Origin of the sequence: Bacillus sp. (in: firmicutes) (genome assembly GCA_012842745.1) — a bacterium.
Lineage (GTDB): Bacteria > Bacillota > Bacilli > Bacillales > Bacillaceae_J > Schinkia.
This window is the reverse complement of the sequence record DUSF01000056.1, coordinates 174672-193793: the sequence shown is the minus strand read 5'-3', so window position 1 is coordinate 193793 and position 19122 is coordinate 174672. Positions and strand designations below refer to the sequence as shown.

The following is a 19122-nucleotide window of genomic DNA, read 5'->3' as shown; positions in this document are numbered from 1 at the left end:
TAAATATCAATAAAGCTACTCTCATTGGGCTATATAGTTTTTAGTCCAACCAGATAGTGGTGGAACCTCACCAGTGTCTAGCATTTCATGCCATTTTTTATCCGTCAACCGATCAGCAAGTGGCCATGGAAACTCATAATGGGAATAAACACCACCACTAGCGATTCTCAAACGACCGTCAACAGGAACGACAGCATAAATTTCAAAAATATGGCCTGTAGCCTCTTGCAGTACTTGTCCATTTGGATCAGTGGCCACATCAGCCACTAAGGCTGCAGGGTTTTCACCTATTAAAGAAGGGTGGTCTACACCAACATCCCGCAATGCCTCAAGCCAGAAATGCTCCAATTGCCCTCCATAGGAACGGATTAAATCATACTCCTCATCCGAAAGTGGGGTATTGGAAAGTTCTTTTTCTGCAATAGTTTTTAAGGAAAGAGCCAATTGCTCCATGCGGTCGAGACTTTCACGGTCTCTTTCATCCAAAAGATTCCGCGAAGCTAGCCCCTCCCGTGTCATGTCTACCAATGCAGCCAGACGCGCAAAGAGAACTGGGTTAGGCTCGACATAACCGCGGTCATCCACATCTTCTCCTCCTCCACCCATTTCAGCGTAAACCTGTTTCGTATATAGAAGCGTATCATGCTTAAGCTCGGTCCAACTAGATACAAACGTATTCAAGTCTTTTCTCTGCCAATTTCGGTTTTGCATAAATGATGGATAACCTTCACCTTTTTCATCAAGCAGAGAATTCAAAGTATAAAGCCAACCCCAGTAAAGGTTTTGGGTCCATATTTCTTTACCCTGATTGGCAATATATTCTTGTAGTTTGCTCATATTTTTTTGATAACCGTCATACCTCGTTTGCCCTTCGTCTTCTAAAATGGTATGAGCTTCCTTAGATCCCATTGCAGCAGGGATATCAAGTACCTTTGGAAGCAATCTTCTCTGACCCTCACTATTTTCTTTTACATCACGGTAAATCAACCGTTGAAAAATAGCCGCATCAAGTGTAAAACGCTGCCCCATAAAGCGAAAACCATTGATTGCTTTTGCACGGTCAGGTTGGATATCTTCATCAAAAATTGGAATTGAATTGATAAGTGCCGGCTCCATCTTTGAAGCAGCTTCCTTAAAAGAAAGCAATTTTCCGTCATCGGCTGTTAAATCCTCAAGCCCCACATCGGCCCCGTATATTTTCTCCAAAAGGACAATGTACTCTAAAAAGGACAAATCGTCGGCTTTTCCTACAAAAAAGTTTGTCGGCTGGTATATTTGATCCCACTTTTGTCCGTTGTCTCCACTACTAAGAGCCAACGTCAGTAAGATTGCGGACTTCGTTTCATCGTCGCTTTGAAGTCTAAAAGTCATTCTTCCATACCACATCATCGCCTTGAAATACGACTGTAAAAGTTCATCTTTATCATAGTGACCACGCGGGATGTACTGCGAATAATCCTCTCGGAGGATTTCTGTTCCTTTCACATTTTGCCCCATATTCATTAAAGGAGAGTCCTGAATTCCTCCTCTGTTTTCAATAAGTCGCAGTTCTTCTTCCACTTCCACCTTTACTATTCCTGAAACAGGAATTTCAGGATTTAAAAGTTTACTAGCTACGGTGAAAAAACCGATGTTCCTTTTAGCAGCATTCTCCCAATCTGTTCCTTTAAGGGCTTTATACTGTTTTTCAGATTCAGAAAGCATGGCTGCCGTAAGCTCATTTAACAACGGTGCTAGCTTGTCCTTTTCTACCACGCGCAGTAAATGATTAAAGTATAAATGATAGTTATGAAGCATGGAGTCGGTTGTAATGAAATTGGGTACTGGTTGATAGCGGTTGACTTCATAAAGCATAAAAAATTCCCGATATTGACTTGGAATAACGACAAAGCCATTTTCTATCAACATACGTTCCGCCTCATTGGAAAACTGAAACATCTCTGTATTCGTTACGTTACTTAAATCCGGCTCTATTACATAAGGCTTAACGGTCGCTGTTGAACTCACAGGCACCTCTTTGTAATTTGCAAAATCCGTAGCCATAGATACCGGCATATGAATCTTTTCCCCAGTACGCTTCTGTCCTATTTGATTGGAATTCACACTGCACCCTGCAGTTGCAACGGGCACAAGAAGAACAAGGCTAATCATTCCTACTGAAAATTTTTCTTTCCATGACATTACAATTGCCTCCTTTTATAATCAATTTTGATAATTTCGGACAAAAGTGTGCCTGTTTCATCAAAATGTGTAATGACTCACTCTTCACCTTTTTTGTATCTCTCTTAAAATATTTAATATTTTCGTACTATTTTGATAACCAACTAAATCGCCAGACTGAAAGAATTTTGCTGCTCTTGCTTCGTATTCTGCAATCCAATCTCTTTGCCCATTTTTGTTAGCTTCTGTTTCATATAAGCTGAAATTAGGTGATACACTTCCAACCTGATTTTTGATATCATTCGTTGCTCTTTCATAATCAAATGTAAGAATTGCAACTTCCTTCAAAGAAATTTCACCCGCTTCATATAGCGAATGAGAAATCTCTTTTATTTCTTCAAATGTTGCCTTTCGAACATCATATTTATTGGATAGATTCTCATAAATATTTGTTATGGTATTTTCTGGATTATCCTTTTTTGTCACTTGTGTATTCATTAATACGTCTTCAAAGCTAGCTTCACTTCTTTGAGTAGCCGTAATTGGATTTGTTGCAGCATTTCCAACCGCTTGTATTCTCAAATTCTTCACCTCTTTAAAATAGTAGTTCCTATAGCTTATATCGGACATACATAATCATCATTTATAATATTTTCCATTTTGACAATATTTTTGAAGTAACCAGCATTAATAAATTCATCCAATGTTCCCATTTTAACTAGTCTTTTAAAAATTTCCTTCGTTACACAAAAAATCCCCAGATACTTTCTGGAGCATCATTTAAAAACAAAAGAGCATCTTCTCCTTTAATTCGGGCGGTGCCTGACCTATTTTCTTTTCTTCAGCTTTTTTAAATTTGTATCAACAAATACTTTTTTTGGTTTTAAATAGCCATCCCTAAAAGATAAGGGGCGTTCTTCGTTTTTTCCTTCAATATTTATTTGTTGCCACATGTACTTACGGAATGGAAAAGAATGATATTCATATGGATTTCTTATTAATCTTTGTTTTATCGGTTCATATTCATAGATTCTCCCTTCATAGACAAGAGTCGTTTGCTTTATTTTATAAAAATCTTCTGGAGTTACCAATGCACTAGGTTTATCAAAAAGTGATAATCCACTTCTGTTTAGAACTTCCGAGACAAATTGAGAACAAAAATAAGCTGAATCTATTTCTAACGGTCTATTTAAACAAACCCCGAAAAGTCCAATGAAATTATACAAATACTTATCCTTGTGTATTTGAAATTCAGTAATGACCTGTTCCATGTTTTTATACACTTCTTCTGATACTGCTAATTCATATAAGGCACCTGTAGTATGTGGATGCCAACTATAAGTGCCGCGTTCAAAATCCTCATGAACAAAACCTCCGTCTAACGGATTAATGGGATTTTTACGGCCAAAACTATATAGTTGCCGTAGCTCATAATCCAATCCAAGTGATACGTGATTATACTTGGCCTTTGTATATAATTTGATGGTTTCAGACAAAAGTGTGCCTGTTTCAGTTAATAGAAAATAAACTTTTTTACCCATCGTTCCCTCTCCCTTTTTGTTACTCAATTTAATACCCTCTCGTAAAATAATACCATTAATTACTAATTTTGTGTTTATCAATCCTGTCTTTTATCAAATATACTAATAGCCTAACAAGGCTTTTGGTAAAATTTGCAGAATAATAATCTATATTGAGGTGTATTGCTAATGAACATCTAAATCAAATTGTATTCCTTTTTATTAAATAGAACTTGAGGATGTGCATGTAATGGGGTTCTTTAATCGCTTTTTTAAGAAGATAGAAAAAGTTAATAAAGGAGAGGCTGATGTTTCTGAACTAGAATCTGAGTTTTATATAGAGTCTCCAGAAGAAGAAGCAATGAATTTTTGGGTGGAAATTGCACAGAATATTATCGTGAATGCGGTTAAGGCGACTAACAACACAGTAGAACGTGCCTTTGTTTTAATCAATATGGGTGAACGACCTTCTTTCGACATTTTTTATCAAGTAGATGGCTTGCTTGTTATGTGGAACCAACTTGAGAATCCTATCATAAAAGATAAGATTCAAAACGAATTACTACCCCAAGCATCTACTGTTGCTTCTGCAGTAAATGGGAATTTTACTCAAATTGAACACCCTAAGATTGCCTATGCTGAGCTACAATTTCAATGGGCAACTGGAGCTTGGTTTTCTCATGTAATTTGGGAAGATGATGACAATGCAAATCTAGCAAAGGATGAAATTTTAAGTAAATGGTTCAATACCTTAAGTACAGAAATTAAAACCCAACCACTAAACGGTGATACCAAACTTTCGTGGTATCCTTAAAGTCTGCTTTAAAAAGACATAAAAATTTTGAGAGCAAATATTATTTAGATACAGTTGCGGGATACTTTGAGAACAAATAATTGCTTAATTCTGTGATACACCTCGTATAATCACGCAAAAGGGAATCAATGTAATGATTCGCCTCACGAGAGGGAGAACAAGCGTATTCGTTATTTTAAGTTGAATACGCTTCTTACTTTAATAAAAACAACAATCCTCTTCAACGAAACTTCCTACGTAAGTCTGATAACAGTTATTTTAATAAGATGCCATTAGCAGCCAAACCTTCAACTCTTGCCCCGTTAGATAAATAATTATAAACTATCTGGTAAATGACTTTTATACAATTCTAATACATCAGTATGCTCCTTTAATACATCTATCGTTTTTGGATGTGGTTTTACATAAATAACGGGGTAGTCCTTTTCACCGAATTCCTCTTGAATGGGAAAAGCTAATTTTTCTTCATCAACCGAAAATTGGGCATCAATTCCCTTTTTATTTCCACGAGCATCTAACCTTACCCATTTATTAAGTGATTTAAAGAAGACAGCATTCAAAGCGTGAATACAATATCCTTTTTCTGGCGTATCAAACAACATTAAGCGTTGATAACAAAAACCGGTTGGAATTCCTTGTGAACGTAATAAAGACGCTAATAAATGTGATTTTGCATAACATATACCCTCTTTATAGGCTAATACGTCTGATGCATTGCAAGTGACTCGTTTTCCTTGAATATCCCAAGAATGAGATATTTCATCTCGGACAAACTCATTAGCTACTCTTGCTTTTTCAAATTCTGTTTGGAAGGGATTAAAAAGTTCCTCAACTTTTTTTCTAATTATAGGATTAGAATAATCAGCTACATTTAATTCGAGTAAGTATTCATCTAATGTTTCAGACTCACAAATCATATTCATCCAATCCTCTCCCTTTCAAGCTAAGCAATTATTCATAGTTTTGTATTATTATACATTTAAGTGGAGGATAATTTATAGTGATATTTGACATTCATTTCACTTTTAGGTGAAACTATCATTCATTTTACCATAAAGACCCAGTTTCTCTCTCTTAAAAGTACCATTTAAGAAAATGATTATTGATAATTGCTTATTCTCATCCAATTCTAGTTATGATACGCTTTAATTAACAGAATTTAGTATTTTTTAAACGAGACAACTTGTAATTGGTGATAAATGAAAGTTAAGGAGTGAAAAACTATGCTGTTAGAAAACAGTGACATAGCTTTAGCCATTTATGTTGCTTCTATAGTAATTTCTTTGATTATTTGTTATGTTTTTGGTTCAAAAATGATTGAAAAAACAGGGTTATTCGGTATACAGACGATTATTGCCAGTACACTCAACTTTTTATTGGGGATTTGTGCAATAGTGGGGTGGTTTTTCTTTTCGTGGCGTATAAATGAATTTATGTTTTTCGGAGGGTTGTTATTAGGTGTAGGTTTGTTGATTATAAGCGAAGCAATTTTAATCATTGTATTATTTATCAGGCGAAAAAAAATGTTACAAACTTACAATTCTAATGTTGGGACCAATAGCTAGTTTGTGCAACACTTTCCAACGTAAGCAATGTGCCCAGAAAAAAACATCGTTTCTTACAAAAAAGTACGAAACGACGGTTTATTGTTTATTCAATTAGGTTTTAATTTGTCGTATTACTCTTTTACAATTTACTTTTTTCCATCACCGCAAAATAGTTTCCTTCCATATCTGCAAAGTTAAATACTCTACCAGAAGGCATATTGACAATTTCTCCAACTATAATGTTTTTATTCGATAAATCATTGTGTAATTGATCAAGGTTTTCTGAAAAAACATTAAAGAAGGCGTACTGAGGCTTAGTTGAGGCTGCATTTTAGCAATGAATTCCTTATTATGGAGTACAATACTTGTCTCAGCTTCCTTTGTTGGAGAAATCTCAATCCATCTAAGTCCTTGACCATTATCTTATTCAGTTATAACACAAAACCCTACTTTTTCAGTCCAAAATCTCACTGCCTCATCTTGATTATCTACATATAACATAATTTGACCAACATTATTAATCAAAAATATCCCCCCATTTTTCATCAAGCTCATTAATATATTTTTCCTTTTAGACCAGTAAAATTATTCCTTCCGCAACATTATCGCAGCCAAAAATTTTTTGTAACTTTTTTGTCGAAGGAACGTCTTATCAATTGAAAGGAGATGATGAAATGTTTAATAAAAAAACATTGACTGCATCAATGCTTGCTTCAGTGTTAATTTTTTCTGCAGGTTGTACTTTAGGAAATCAAACAAATGAAAATAATAGCAGTGAACCAGTGGAGGTTGTTCAACCAGAAGAGAAGCCACAAGCAAGTGAAGAACAAGTGATGAGTGACTTTAACACTTTAATTGCTAACACCCCAAAGATTAGTGAAGTTCTTCAATTTATGAAGGACAACGTATCTAATTTATCACCGCAAAACGTTTCTAATATGGTTTTAGCATCAGAAGATTTACAAATTAATTATTTACCAACATTTGAAGAAAAATTTACAAGCAGTGAAGACTTGCAAGTAAAATTTAGGGATGTTTTTGAAGGTGTTGCTGATACTAGTAAAATAGAAAATATTGCTGATGCTGAGATAAAGACTTTGCTTGAAGAGACAAAAAACAGCGGTTATAAAATTGAAACAGCAGAGGGGTATTATTTCCCAATTATAGATTATCAGTTTTATAAAACATTCAGTTCAAGAGCAACTGAGGAAATACAGGATTATATCGAAATCATGTCCATTGAATCAAATCAGGTGCCGGCCAAGGATGCTGCCTTAATGATCAGTTGGGACGAAATTGTCGAGAGAGCACTAGCCCAAGAAGCATTTTTAAAGCAATATCAAAATTCTGAAAGACTGGATCAAATGACCGATCTTTATAAAAGATATGAAATGTTTACTTTCTTTGGACTGAATAATACACCGTTGTTTAGTTATGATACTAAAAAAATTGACCCTGAGGCAAAGGCTGTTTATGTAGATACAATTAATAAAGGAATCGATAGTGATTATACAGAAATGCTGAAAAGCTTTCTTAAAGTTTTGGCAAATAATAATGATACATTAACTGACGAGGTAGATACATTTAGAAAAAATTTAACTGATTTTCCAAGTTAAATTTCACAAATCGATTAGCTTGTCTCTGATGAAAGAGAGGACGAATGTCTTCTCTTTTTTATTATTTTATGGCTGTTAAAAACACAGATGTTTTTATTCTCTCCGCATTTTAGTTTAATACTTAATTCATTTAAGTTTTGCTTATGTAATCTAAGTGGCTCCAAAAAATTAAAAAAATAAAAATAATAACCATAGAAAATGGTATCAACCATAATTTTTCCCCATTTAAAAATAGCCCCAAAAACATAATTACAACCGAGATAATTGGTGCCATTACATAATATGGTTTAGCATTATAGAACCACCCATAAGGAAAAAAGTGAGCACCTGTTATAATTGCAAAAAACATGATAGCTTCGTTTGGACTTTTTATCATTCCCCAAATAAGGATAGGAAAATAGATAATCTGTGCAAGATTTAAATATGTACCAAGAGTACCTAACGGATTATTTTTCAGTTTCCAATCAGCCTTTATTAAAGTAGAAATACCAATGGACAATGGGAACATTAAACCTGTAGAATATAGCATAAATATATTTTTCTGATGTATTTCTATTGATTGTAAAAATATTATTGTAATTATTGACCAAATTACAAAAGCTGATAATAAAAACCCTATTCCATTTTTCCCTCTTACTGATAGTTCATTTCTAGTTTCGTATAAATTCAAAATGTTTTCCACCTTTATTTTTAAAAAGTTTAACAACCTATTATTTCAATTGAAGTTCAGCGATTCTACTATATTTATGATAGCGCAAATCTTAATAGTTGAATAGAAAAATTGGCAATTTTGTGCATAATCATGTAGTATTTTTTATCACTTGACCTTTACGCAACGTAAAGGTTTATTATATTGATTATTAGGAGGGAAATCGATTATGGAATATACAGTGAATAAATTGGCACAGTTATCAGGGGTGAGTGGCCGTACACTTCGTTATTATGATGAAATTGGACTTTTGAAGCCTGCTAGAACAAATTCATCCGGTTATCGAATTTATGGGCAAAAAGAAGTAGACCTACTTCAGCAAATTTTGTTCTATCGAGAATTAGAGTTGAGTTTGGAAGAAATAATCGAAATCATCAATCAGTCTAACTTTAATCAAATGGAAGCTTTAAAAAGCCATTCTGATAATCTTAAGAAAAAACGTGATCGGCTCGACAAACTAATTACAACAGTAGAGAAAACGATTGCCAGTAAGGAGGAAGGATTACAAATGACAGATAAACAAAAATTCGAAGGTTTCAAAGAAAAATTAATCGCTGATAATGAACAAAAATATGGAAGAGAAATTCGAAAAAAATACGGTGATGAAACAGTTGATGCAAGCAATGCAATACTAAAGGGAATGTCCCAAGAAGACTACCAAGCTATGACTAGCTTAGGTGAAGACATTTTAGAATTACTTGAAAAAGCATTTAAAACAGGAGACACTAAGTCCGAACTGGCACGGAAACTTGCAGCCAAGCATAAAAAATGGTTAATGTATTCTTGGTCTGATTACTCAAAAGAAGCACATGCTGGGCTGGCGGAAATGTATGTTGCCGATGAACGTTTTACTGCCTACTATGACAAGAGAGTAAAAGGTGGAGCGGAATTTCTACGAGATGCGATTTTGATTTATTTAGGAATGAAATAAGGCCTTGAGTAATTTCAGGGAATAAAAAACGTCGTTTCCTGCTCAAATAGGAAATGACGTTTCAAGAAATGTTTTTTCCTCACTAACCCCATACTTCATTTGAATAAATTGACCAACAATCAAAAAAAGAATATTAAAAAACAGAACTAAACCTCCACCCCCAATGTTTTAATTGAAGCACTAGCAATCCTTCCATTTTGTGATAATCGTAAATGTAATAATCGGACTGAAATATTTGAAAACTTTGGATATAATTTCATTTAAGGAAACTGCTTATCTCATAGTACCATGCACCTATGTATTATAACTTATTATGATAACCTGCGTCTTTAGCACAAAAAGATTGCCATTTTGACGATTGCCATTGTTGAGCAATCACCTTCGGTAGTGCAGCAAAAAAAGAATCTGATTCCAATAAAAACTTTTTTTATGTTTTTGGTTTTTATTCCTTATTCTTTCCTTTGCCTAATCCCCAACCTATAAATATTCCACCAATGGCACCCAATACACTGTATCGAAATAAAGAAACGACGTAATCGTAAACGGGTACATACTCTGTTGTATAACCGCCGTCAAAATGTGTAATTATTTTATAATCCACAAATAATACTGATAAAGCTAAGGAAATTAAAAATCCATAAAAAGACCATTTTTGAATGCTTTTTTCCATATTCTCACCCCTTAATAGCTTTACCAAAATAAACCTTGCCTGTCAAATTACAGTAGATTTATTTTCATTTATGCTTTACGCTCCAATCCGTTTAATATTCCCCTTTTAATCTTCTATTCGCCTTCTGATAACTGTTCATTTAATTCAAGTGAATCTATTTTTTGCCGAAAATTTTAGTTGCTAATGCAACCGTAACCAACGATGTAGTAACAGCAAGTGCAACAATAAAAGCGGTTATCCTTCCTAGATCAACGCTCTTTAGTTGAACAATAGTGGCTGTTATAGGGCTGTTATACAGCCCTATTTCGTACCACCAAAAACTGTTCTATGCCATTTTGATGCACAATATGGCTCTAATGTTCATCACTAAAAAACAATGAAGCTAATAAAAAAGCAAAGGAATAAAGCTAATTCCTCTACTTTTTTTATCACTTTATTCTCCCCGTTTTAGTACGCTAAACAATACCGTATGATTCCTAAACAATTGTTGCTATCCAAGCCTAGTTTAAAAATAGTAGTATCGTATCAAACATTATACAACTTTTAAAAACAATGGCTGTTCTACACTAAAGTTATTTTTTGCTATTTTCATTTGTTCTGTGTAGCTAGTCACTGCTTTTTTATATGTTTTTTCAAACATTATAGTGTCTAAAGTTTGATCAGAAACGAAAGTTGTTATTTCTGATTTGTTGTTATCATTTTCTTTTGAAGATCTCTTTTGAGTAGAGCCATTTAATGGCTCGTTTTGTGCTTCTGCATCATCCTGTAGAGAAGTGTTCTCACTTGACATTTCAGCTTTCTTTTGTTGAATTTGTGCTGTAGCATTGGCCGCTACACTTAAGTCTTGTGAAGATGGGTCAGCTGGTGCCAGCGCAGCACTTTTTACTTTTTCAAGGATTTGAATGGATTCCTCTGGTGTATTCCCTTCAGGAGCCTGTACTGAGACCTCTCCACCAGTTATATATTTTTTCCCATCTGGCCCTGTTGAATAGGAGTATGAAATCGCCCCTGTCACACCCGCGCCTGCTGCTTTGTGTGCCTGTTCATGCATGCGAACATTTTGCTCTGCATTTTGCAATTCGCGAATTTGCCGTTTTACTTCTGGCTTTTCTAGCTTTTTTTCCTTTACAGGATTATCTACTGCTTTTGCACCTGAAGAATTTTCGGAATTTTTTTGATCAGATGAACCTAGTAAATTCTTATTATTAATTTCCGATGAATTGCCTGACTGATTTCGTATGTTGATGAAATTGAAAAAAATATCCTCTACTGTATAATTGATTTTTCCATTAGCTGCCCCTGCTTGATTTTGAGCGCTTTGTGCCCTGTCATTCACGAAAGAGTTCTCTTGAGCATATAATTCTTGTTCTGTTTTCCCTGAAAATAAACCTTCTAATTCCTGTGATTGATTTTTACTTGTTTGTGTATCCTGCGCTGTACTGTTGTTATTCGTTTCAGTCATCAGTCTCTGTTGCGTGGCAAGTTTCTGGTCTTCCATTCTTAAAGTATTTCCAGTTGATAAGCTTGAAACCCCCATCTCTATCACCTCTTTTCTATGTATTTTTCTTCATTATAAGCTTTCATTTTTTTAATAATCAACATGCTTTTACAAATTTTCCATCTTTTAAAAATACAGTCTACGGCATTGTTTCTAATTTAGAGTGTTCTCGGCTATTTCATAGAAATTCAAACTCAATATAGCCGCTTACTCCGATAAAACCCCGCAAACAAAGCTATATTAATTTATCAATTCTTGAATAAATTGAACCGGTACATATGTTTTCCCTGGCTCGAGAAGAGCTGGAGCTACTTCGAAATAGCGAAGGGCTTCGTTATGGCTGTATACCTTTTCACCACGTGTAATGGTATAGGTTTGGGCTCCTTTTGTTAGGATAGCTCCTTTACTTGTTGCATCAACCTTGTAACCAAGTTCTTCAGCAAGAGCTCGAAGCGGTACCATTTTTGTTCCGTCTACTTCATAGTAATCTTTGGCGATAATTTCTTCGACAACAGGATTAGTTACAATTTCCTGATTGGATTCCTCAATTTCCTGACTAGGTTCCTCTTGATCCAATACAACTATCTTTTGCGGTGATGTTTGTGCAGGAATGCTCCTTGTTGTGATTGTGTAGAATACGAGTAAATTTTGCTCCGCTAAATCGGCAATTTTCACCTTTTTACCCGATAAGCTAGATAGTTCCGTCTCATCGCCAACATTTAATTTTAATGACAGGTTAGCATCTACTAAGTTTTTATCAAATGTTCCTACTGCTGCAAAACCCGCTGCTTCTGTTTCAACAATGACTACCTCTGGGTTGTATTGTGGTGGATAAATCATTATCATCGGTTTATTCGCGTATGTGTAAGCCGTTACTTTATCGCTTTTCTTCAGCTCTACCCTTTTCCCTGTATTGTCAAATACAAATGTATCGGCTGTAACCACTAACGTATTTGTATTTTCCCCTTCTTTAATTGAATAGTAGCTTACCCCCATACGAACATCTATGCTTTCAATTGTACCTGTAGTCTTAATAAAGACTGGTTGTACCTGCTCCTGTTCAATTGGTACTACTGTTGTTGCGAATGTTGTGGTGGCAACAGTTGTACTGCCTACTAATAATGCTGTCATCGCAATTGGTATGATTTTTGCCATTTTCATAAAAAGCATCTCCTTTTTTTCTATTTCACAATAATAGTCGATTATAAAAATGGAAAGGTTACAGTATTATCGTAATGAAAAAAGAGCTGTGACCTTTTTTTCATCACTAGCTCTCCTATCAATCTTTTTGTGGTGCAGCCACCTACAAAGTAAATTTACTTACAATTTGCTGAAGGTCATCTGCCATATTAGCTAACGTGCGGGCTGCTGCTGATATTTCTTCGATAGATGCAAGTTGTTGTTCGGTAGATGCCGCCACTCTTTGAGAATGTCCGTCAGCTTCTTTCGTCACATGTTCCGTAGATTGTGCTGTTTGTGATAATGTTTCTCTACTTGCATTCATCTCTTGAATAGCTGCAGAAATGTTTTGAATTTGTTCACTAATCTGTTCAACACTGGCAGCAATTTCTCCGAACGCTTCTCCTGCTTGATTCGTTAACGTCATTCCTCGTTCAATTGCAACGCCGTTTTGTTCCATTGCTTTCATTGTTTTGTTAACCTCTAGCTGAATATCTTGAATTAATTCATTAACCTTGCCGCCAGCTTGGCTTGACTCTTCCGCTAGTTTACGAACTTCACCGGCAACAACCGCAAAACCTTTACCATGATCCCCAGCTCGGGCAGCTTCAATAGCTGCATTTAATGCTAATAAATTAGTTTGATCGGCGATGTTTGTAATTAAAGAAATGACATTGCCAATTTGTTCGGATTTTTGCCCTAATACTTTAATTATCTTTTCCATCGCTTCGCTTGTACTATTAATTTGCTTCATCTGTTCGACAGATTGGGTTACAACCTGATTACCTAATTTAGCATTATTTGCACCTGTGGCTGAAGAGTCACTTAGCTCTTGGATACTTTGGGAGATATGCTCAATTCCCTTCGTTATTTCAGAAACAACTACCGTCATTTGTCCTACGCTCTTCATCTGGTTATCAACACCGCTGGCGATTTCCTGAATCGAATTTGCTATTTCTTCTGTAGCTATACTTGTCTGCTCACTGCTGGACGACAATTGTTCTGATGTACTAGCTACATGATGGGAGCTTGACATGATTTGTCCAATAATATCGCGTAAATTGGTTGTCATCGTGTTTACATCTGATGCTAGTGCACCAATCTCATCCTTATTATTAATTTTAATTTCTTCAACATTTAAATGACCTGATGCAATTTGTTTAACTTGCCCAGATAATACTTGCAATGGCTTTGATAAATGATTTGAAAAAATTATGATTACAATAATGCCAGCGATAAGCGCAAACCCTAATATAGTTAACAGAATATATAATACTTGACTTGCTCCGCTATTATAATCTTTCATATAAGAGCCTGCTGAAACATACCAGCCCCAATTCGGATCTAGCTCCGTATAAGAAATTTTCGGTGCAGCTTTATCTGGATTATCTGGCAATCCCCATTGGTAATATGTAAACCCTCCGCCTTCATTCCCCTTTTTAATAAAATCTTGAACAAAAAGAAATCCATCTATATCAGGTTTTTCCCAAAGATTTTGCCCTTCAAGTGAAGGATGGGCTACTAAATTCCCTTCTTTATCAAGAATAAAAAAATAGCCATTTGTCCCAATATCAAGCTTTTTAGTAATAGGTCGTGTTCCACCTGCTTGTTTTTCGCCGATAATATGCGCTTTCACACGCTCTTGTGCTTCATCAAATGGTAAAGTTCCTTTTTCTACATCTACCTGTAGGGCATCTATCATCTCAATTGTCATTCGTACAAGGTTTTTCAATCCAGTTGCACCTGATTCGTTTAAACTCGTTTTTGCTGAATAATAACCTGAAAATCCGATGATTAAACTAGGTACAGCTAACAATAACAGTGTAATGATGAAAACTTTGTTCCTTATTGACATTCTCATTGCCCTAACCACCTTTCCCCATTTATATATAATTGTATCTAAAAGCATCAACCTATACCATCGGGGGATTCCCTGATTATGGGTCTTATATCCCACTTGTTTCTTTTAAACAAAGTAAAGTAAAATCCTCGGACTTCCCTCTACATCTTTATCATTATACAATTCTATTTTTTCTATAAAAGATCGTAACCGGCTGTTTAATTGCTTCGCAGTTAAGCTTTCGTTTCCATGTAAAAATGTGTCTAAATCTTCTAGCACTTTCTTCACTTCATCTCTATCGTTTTTTATTAGTATATTGTTAAGTACTTTAATTTCTTGATTTAGTATTTCCTTTTGCCCGTTTAATTTCTGCCGTTTTTCTTTATATTCTGTTAGATTGATAATCATTTCTTCCCAGGCAATATCAATTTGTTTTAATGCTGAATCAATTTTTTTAAATTGATTTTCAAGTGCTGCAAGCCTTCCTTTTCGCTCCTTTTGTAGTGTGTTTTCTTGGATTTCTAATTTTGTAATATCATTTTGTAGCTTTGTTTCATACGATTTTAATTGTTCAAAAATTGCTTCCATAACAGCATAATAGGAGATACTGCTATTTTTGCATCTTTGACCATTTACATATTTACGATGACAACCACGCACGATTTTATCTGTTTTCCTATCTTTTCTATGCCTTAACGTTAATGTATAACCACAATAGCCGCATTTAGTAAATCCACTTAGTCCAAAGGTTTTTGCTCTTATTTTCATCGGTTCCGTTGACCGCTTAGTTAATTCATCATTCGCAGCTTCCCATATTTCTTCACTAACAATGGCGGGAAAGGCATCTTTTACAACCACCCAATGTTCCTTTGGATGAAGTTCACGCTTATTGCCACTCTTTTTAAGGCGATGTCTTATTAACAAGCCTTTATACGTTTCGTTTTTAATAATTCTCCTTACACCGACATCATTGAAAGGCCGCTTTCTTTTTGTTTTATAGCCCCGTTTATTTAGCTCATCAGTAATCGAAGTTATGCCTATTTTTTCTGTCGCCCTTTGAAAAATATACTTTATAATTGCTGCCTCTTCATCGATAATTTCGAGTGTTTTTTTCTCTTTATTTACTTCATAGCCTAACGGTGCGATGCCATTATTCCATTTTCCATCTTGTGCCCCAGCGCGCTTTCCTCTCATCATTCTTTTTCTGATCTGTTTATACTCAAAGCTTGATAAAACATCCATAAAGTCACTGACAAGGCTATCATTATCCTCATTTAAATCAATGACCTGCAAGTCCGCCGTGATGATAAAAACATCATGTTCAGCTAATATCGCTTTAATAATTGCTGAATCTTTTACACTTCTTGATAAACGGTCTACATCCATCACTAAAACCGCATCATAGCAGCCCGTTTCAATTTGTTTCAGCATTTTCGTAAGCTCTGTTCGAATATCCATATCAATAGAGCTTGCTACTTCTTCATAAATATCGTATTTCCAACGATGTTGTTCGGAAATCTCGGTTAAAATCTTCCTATGCGTTGCCAATGTTTCTTCCGTTTCCAGCCCTTCATCCTGCCTTGATTTTCGTAAATAAATCGCAATTTCTTTAATACGTTCGAGCTTGTTAGGATATCCGAGCATGCCCATTCACCTCTCGGGATTCGTGATGTATTGCCATTTTATGTGGGCACTTTACCAACTATGCTTTCTAAAGGCGTTTTCGGACCAAGTGGTTCAGCCGCAACGATTGAATCAATTACCTTTGTCCCTGTCACTTCTTCCAATTTCGTTAGCCAGTCCTCCCCCTTGCCAAACCTTGTTGTCGTATTTTTTACTGTATGAGTAACAACGGGGATGACATGGGCCCCTCTATTTACGAGCTTTTCGATTTGCGGCATGACGGCATCATACGTGCAATGGGAGCCAGTTAAGCCAAAACCAATTCGTTTTCCATTAAGAGACATTTATAATTTCTCCTTTCCTTGTTGCAGCTCTTCCATCAGCAATTGCGAAATGACATTCGCCACAATTTTCCCAGCTGTTTTCGGGGCGACGATGCCGGGAAGGCTTGGTGCTAAAAGAGCTTTCACGCCCCTTTTTTCGGCATACCTAAAATCAGTGCCTCCTGGTTTCGAAGCTAAATCGATAATCACCGTATGAAGTGGCATTTTGGATATAACTTTAGCCGAAACAACTAAGAATGGAACTGTATTAATGACAATATCGGCCTCATCAACTTCGTTTATTAAATCGGCTGTATAAAATGGCTGTAAGCCCATTTCCGTGATTCGCGCAAGATCCTCCAGCTTCCGAGCCCCGACCTTTACTTTTGCACCAAGGCAACTAAAGGCCCTTGCGACCGACATGCCTACTCTCCCAAGGCCAATCACAATGACATTCGAACCATGAATAGTTATATCTGTATGTTGGATGGCCATCATAATCGTGCCCTCAACAGTTGGGATTGAGTTATAAATTGCGACATCATTCCGTTCAAAAAGTTTTATAAGCTTTCGTCTTGAATCAACTGAAAGAGAATCCAAATAAGGATTGCTAATACCAGAAAAAATGATGCAATGTTCTCGTGTTTGTTTCAGCATTTCCACTGTTAACACAATTTGTTCATTTGAAAAAATCGTTTCCACTTCACCTGTTGCATTCGTTCCTTTTACAGGCAGAATAATTGAATCGAGTTTAGAAAAATCAAGTTCCTCGATATTTTTCTTTGAGGCTCCAGAAAAAACATGGTCCAGTTGCGTAAATCCTACTAATGATAACTTCGCATCTAATTCTGTCAATTTGCGGATGACTTCTAATTGCCGAGCGTCCCCACCGATCACAGCAATATGCAAGTCTGTTAACATTCGCATCTCACCTTCTTTATTGCTGAATAATTAAAGGAATAACCTACATTACATTCTTCCACATCATATGAAAAGAACAAAAAGATGGTGAATATTAGAAAAACACGAAATATAAAAAGAGGCTAATCCCTTTATTGGATTAACCTCCGATTTTCTACTCACCAAAATCTATAATGATCATATCACTGCCGATTTTTGTAATATTATGCCATGGAACACGTACTTCCATACCATCCTTCTTCAATCCAAACCACTTCATCGTCGGAATTAAAAAAGCTTTAATATGCCCGGTTTTCTCATCAATCTCCAAATCAGCTTGACCAAGAACACCCATCCGTTCTCCTTTTTTTAAATCAATAATTTCTTTGCCATTCATTTCACTAAGCCTCATTTAGCCTTCCCCCTTGCTGTACGACCTTTATAATATCTATATTCTGCTAAATAAAAAAATACCTATTATAGATGATAATAGGTATTTTTATTTATACGCCTTATATAATATTCGTTGGCAATTTCCCTTCAGGGCTAATGAGTGCTACAGAATATTGATCTGTAAAAATCTTTTTCGCAAAATCATTTACGGAATCTAAAGTAACCGCAGAAACTTGCTCTAATATTTCATTTAACGAGCGATGGCGCTTGAGTAGCAATTCATTTTTGCCATTGCGGCTCATCCGGCTATTTGTGCTCTCCAAGCTCAGCATTAAGCTTCCTTTTAATTGCTCCTTACTGTTTGTTAGTTCCTTTTCAGTAATGCCCTTTGCCTTTAACGTCGACAGGGTTGTTTGAATTGTTTCGAATAAAATATCTAACTGATTGCTAGCCGTTCCACCATAGATTGCTAAAAGACCATTATCCAAAAACGCCGAATGATAACTAAAGATTGAATAGGCCAGACCTCTTGCCTCACGTACATCTTGGAAAAGTCGGCTTGACATGCTTCCACCAAGAATATTGTTGAGGACAATAAGGGAATAAATATTCTCATGGCCCAGCTCTAAACCATTGAAGCCGATACATAAATGGGCTTGTTCTGTGTCTTTTTTTCTGGCAATCTTTTCATCAAAGATGGTTGGAGCAGTATAAGCAGGCCGTGTGTGTGTAGATTCGTAGCCGCCAAAATAATTTTCAACCTTTTTAATAAAAGTATCTTCAACATTTCCAGCTATTGAGATAACAACATTGTCAGGCGTATAATACTTGCCAACATAATTTCTTAAAGTATCACCAGTAAAGGTTGCTAATGTTTCCTCTGAACCTAAAATTGGATAGGCAAGCGGATGATCTCCGAATGTTGCTTTGCTTAAAATGTCATGAACGATATCGTCTGGTGTATCCTCATACATTTTGATTTCTTCTAATACAACATTTTTCTCTTTTTTTAATTCCTCTTCATCGAAGATTGAATTAAAAAACATATCTGCTAATACTTCTAGGGCAAAATCTGCATGTTCATCTAGTACTTTTGCATAATAGCATGTATATTCTTTTGACGTAAACGCATTGACTTGACCGCCGATGCTATCAAAGCTTTCAGCGATATCTTTTGCAGTGCGCGTTTTTGTTCCTTTAAAAATCATATGTTCTAAAAAATGGGAAATCCCATTATTTTCTTTTGTTTCATTGCGCGAACCTGTACCAATCCAGACGCCAATGGCAACTGAGCGGACGGTTGGGATATTTTCAAGTACAACTCTAGCTCCATTTTGGCAAGTATACTTTTTTATCAAGCGAAATCCTCCTATTGTACAAAATGCTACTATTGCATCAT

General features: G+C 35.6%; 17 protein-coding genes and 2 pseudogenes. 4 read left to right on the top strand and 15 right to left on the bottom strand.

Annotation, left to right across the window (positions count from 1 at the left end; genetic code table 11):
• Positions 1–21: 21 nt before the first annotated feature.
• The 3 genes and pseudogenes from GX497_15970 to GX497_15960 all read right to left on the bottom strand — a co-directional run bounded on the left by GX497_15970 (position 22) and on the right by GX497_15960 (position 3701).
• Positions 22–2181: a DUF3160 domain-containing protein gene (locus GX497_15970; GenBank protein ID HHY74689.1), complete on the bottom strand. Its 2160-nt coding sequence runs from the start codon at positions 2179–2181 to the stop codon at positions 22–24.
• Positions 2182–2265: 84 nt separating this feature from the next.
• Positions 2266–2742 (bottom strand): hypothetical protein, encoded by a 477-nt coding sequence (locus GX497_15965; protein ID HHY74688.1) that lies wholly within the window; start codon positions 2740–2742, stop codon positions 2266–2268.
• Positions 2743–3173: 431 nt separating this feature from the next.
• Positions 3174–3701, bottom strand: a pseudogene (locus GX497_15960) (hypothetical protein).
• Positions 3702–3930: 229 nt separating this feature from the next.
• On the opposite strand from GX497_15960, the gene GX497_15955 reads away from it, so the two are divergent.
• Positions 3931–4494 carry a hypothetical protein gene (locus tag GX497_15955; protein ID HHY74687.1) on the top strand — a complete coding sequence of 188 codons (564 nt, stop codon included), beginning with the start codon at positions 3931–3933 and terminating at the stop codon, positions 4492–4494.
• A gap of 314 nt (positions 4495–4808) precedes the next feature.
• Here the strand turns inward: GX497_15955 and GX497_15950 are convergent, their stop codons facing one another.
• Positions 4809–5417: a transglutaminase family protein gene (locus tag GX497_15950; GenBank protein HHY74686.1), complete on the bottom strand. Its 609-nt coding sequence runs from the start codon at positions 5415–5417 to the stop codon at positions 4809–4811.
• Positions 5418–5717: 300 nt separating this feature from the next.
• Between GX497_15950 and GX497_15945 the strand changes: the two genes are divergently transcribed.
• On the top strand, positions 5718–6059 hold the full coding sequence (locus GX497_15945; GenBank protein HHY74685.1) for a hypothetical protein: 342 nt from the start codon (positions 5718–5720) through the stop codon (positions 6057–6059).
• Positions 6060–6180: 121 nt separating this feature from the next.
• On the opposite strand, the pseudogene GX497_15940 reads toward GX497_15945, so the two are convergent.
• A pseudogene (locus GX497_15940) lies at positions 6181–6371 on the bottom strand (glyoxalase).
• Positions 6372–6715: 344 nt separating this feature from the next.
• Between GX497_15940 and GX497_15935 the strand changes: the two are divergent.
• Complete coding sequence (locus tag GX497_15935; protein HHY74684.1) at positions 6716–7657, top strand: hypothetical protein; 942 nt, start codon at positions 6716–6718, stop codon at positions 7655–7657.
• A gap of 130 nt (positions 7658–7787) precedes the next feature.
• Here GX497_15935 and GX497_15930 read toward each other — a convergent pair whose 3' ends face one another.
• A complete protein-coding gene (locus GX497_15930) occupies positions 7788–8327 on the bottom strand; it encodes a hypothetical protein (GenBank protein HHY74683.1) in 540 nt (179 codons plus the stop codon).
• A gap of 208 nt (positions 8328–8535) precedes the next feature.
• Between GX497_15930 and GX497_15925 the strand changes: the two genes are divergently transcribed.
• On the top strand, positions 8536–9297 hold the full coding sequence (locus GX497_15925; GenBank protein ID HHY74682.1) for a MerR family transcriptional regulator: 762 nt from the start codon (positions 8536–8538) through the stop codon (positions 9295–9297).
• A gap of 442 nt (positions 9298–9739) precedes the next feature.
• Here the strand turns inward: GX497_15925 and GX497_15920 are convergent, their stop codons facing one another.
• The 9 genes from GX497_15920 to GX497_15880 form a co-directional block, all read right to left on the bottom strand.
• Positions 9740–9967, bottom strand: a complete 228-nt coding sequence (locus tag GX497_15920; GenBank protein ID HHY74681.1) for a hypothetical protein — start codon at positions 9965–9967, stop codon at positions 9740–9742.
• Positions 9968–10499: 532 nt separating this feature from the next.
• Positions 10500–11504: a hypothetical protein gene (locus tag GX497_15915; GenBank protein HHY74680.1), complete on the bottom strand. Its 1005-nt coding sequence runs from the start codon at positions 11502–11504 to the stop codon at positions 10500–10502.
• 201 nt (positions 11505–11705) lie between these two features.
• Positions 11706–12626 carry a copper amine oxidase N-terminal domain-containing protein gene (locus GX497_15910; protein HHY74679.1) on the bottom strand — a complete coding sequence of 307 codons (921 nt, stop codon included), beginning with the start codon at positions 12624–12626 and terminating at the stop codon, positions 11706–11708.
• A 142-nt stretch (positions 12627–12768) separates the two neighbouring features.
• A complete protein-coding gene (locus GX497_15905) occupies positions 12769–14505 on the bottom strand; it encodes a methyl-accepting chemotaxis protein (GenBank protein HHY74678.1) in 1737 nt (578 codons plus the stop codon).
• Between the two features lie 105 nt (positions 14506–14610).
• Positions 14611–16128 (bottom strand): recombinase family protein, encoded by a 1518-nt coding sequence (locus GX497_15900; protein ID HHY74677.1) that lies wholly within the window; start codon positions 16126–16128, stop codon positions 14611–14613.
• Positions 16129–16166: 38 nt separating this feature from the next.
• Positions 16167–16451 (bottom strand): hypothetical protein, encoded by a 285-nt coding sequence (locus GX497_15895; GenBank protein HHY74676.1) that lies wholly within the window; start codon positions 16449–16451, stop codon positions 16167–16169.
• Positions 16452–17351, bottom strand: coding sequence for a dipicolinic acid synthetase subunit A (gene dpaA, locus GX497_15890; protein ID HHY74675.1), 900 nt, complete (start codon positions 17349–17351; stop codon positions 16452–16454).
• A 154-nt stretch (positions 17352–17505) separates the two neighbouring features.
• A complete protein-coding gene (locus GX497_15885) occupies positions 17506–17742 on the bottom strand; it encodes a YlmC/YmxH family sporulation protein (protein HHY74674.1) in 237 nt (78 codons plus the stop codon).
• Between the two features lie 100 nt (positions 17743–17842).
• A complete protein-coding gene (locus GX497_15880; protein ID HHY74673.1) occupies positions 17843–19081 on the bottom strand; it encodes an insulinase family protein in 1239 nt (412 codons plus the stop codon).
• Between the last annotated feature and the right edge of the window lie 41 nt (positions 19082–19122).

Coding starts and splice junctions, on each gene's coding strand:
- GX497_15915 (HHY74680.1), bottom strand. CDS start 11,504: ATGGGGGTTTCAAGCTTATCAACTGGAAATACTTTAAGAATGGAAGAC.
- GX497_15920 (HHY74681.1), bottom strand. CDS start 9,967: ATGGAAAAAAGCATTCAAAAATGGTCTTTTTATGGATTTTTAATTTCC.
- GX497_15945 (HHY74685.1), top strand. CDS start 5,718: ATGCTGTTAGAAAACAGTGACATAGCTTTAGCCATTTATGTTGCTTCT.
- GX497_15935 (HHY74684.1), top strand. CDS start 6,716: ATGTTTAATAAAAAAACATTGACTGCATCAATGCTTGCTTCAGTGTTA.
- dpaA (HHY74675.1), bottom strand. CDS start 17,351: ATGTTAACAGACTTGCATATTGCTGTGATCGGTGGGGACGCTCGGCAA.
- GX497_15895 (HHY74676.1), bottom strand. CDS start 16,451: ATGTCTCTTAATGGAAAACGAATTGGTTTTGGCTTAACTGGCTCCCAT.
- GX497_15970 (HHY74689.1), bottom strand. CDS start 2,181: ATGTCATGGAAAGAAAAATTTTCAGTAGGAATGATTAGCCTTGTTCTT.
- GX497_15910 (HHY74679.1), bottom strand. CDS start 12,626: ATGAAAATGGCAAAAATCATACCAATTGCGATGACAGCATTATTAGTA.
- GX497_15900 (HHY74677.1), bottom strand. CDS start 16,128: ATGCTCGGATATCCTAACAAGCTCGAACGTATTAAAGAAATTGCGATT.
- GX497_15905 (HHY74678.1), bottom strand. CDS start 14,505: ATGAGAATGTCAATAAGGAACAAAGTTTTCATCATTACACTGTTATTG.
- GX497_15955 (HHY74687.1), top strand. CDS start 3,931: ATGGGGTTCTTTAATCGCTTTTTTAAGAAGATAGAAAAAGTTAATAAA.
- GX497_15950 (HHY74686.1), bottom strand. CDS start 5,417: ATGAATATGATTTGTGAGTCTGAAACATTAGATGAATACTTACTCGAA.
- GX497_15925 (HHY74682.1), top strand. CDS start 8,536: ATGGAATATACAGTGAATAAATTGGCACAGTTATCAGGGGTGAGTGGC.
- GX497_15885 (HHY74674.1), bottom strand. CDS start 17,742: ATGAGGCTTAGTGAAATGAATGGCAAAGAAATTATTGATTTAAAAAAA.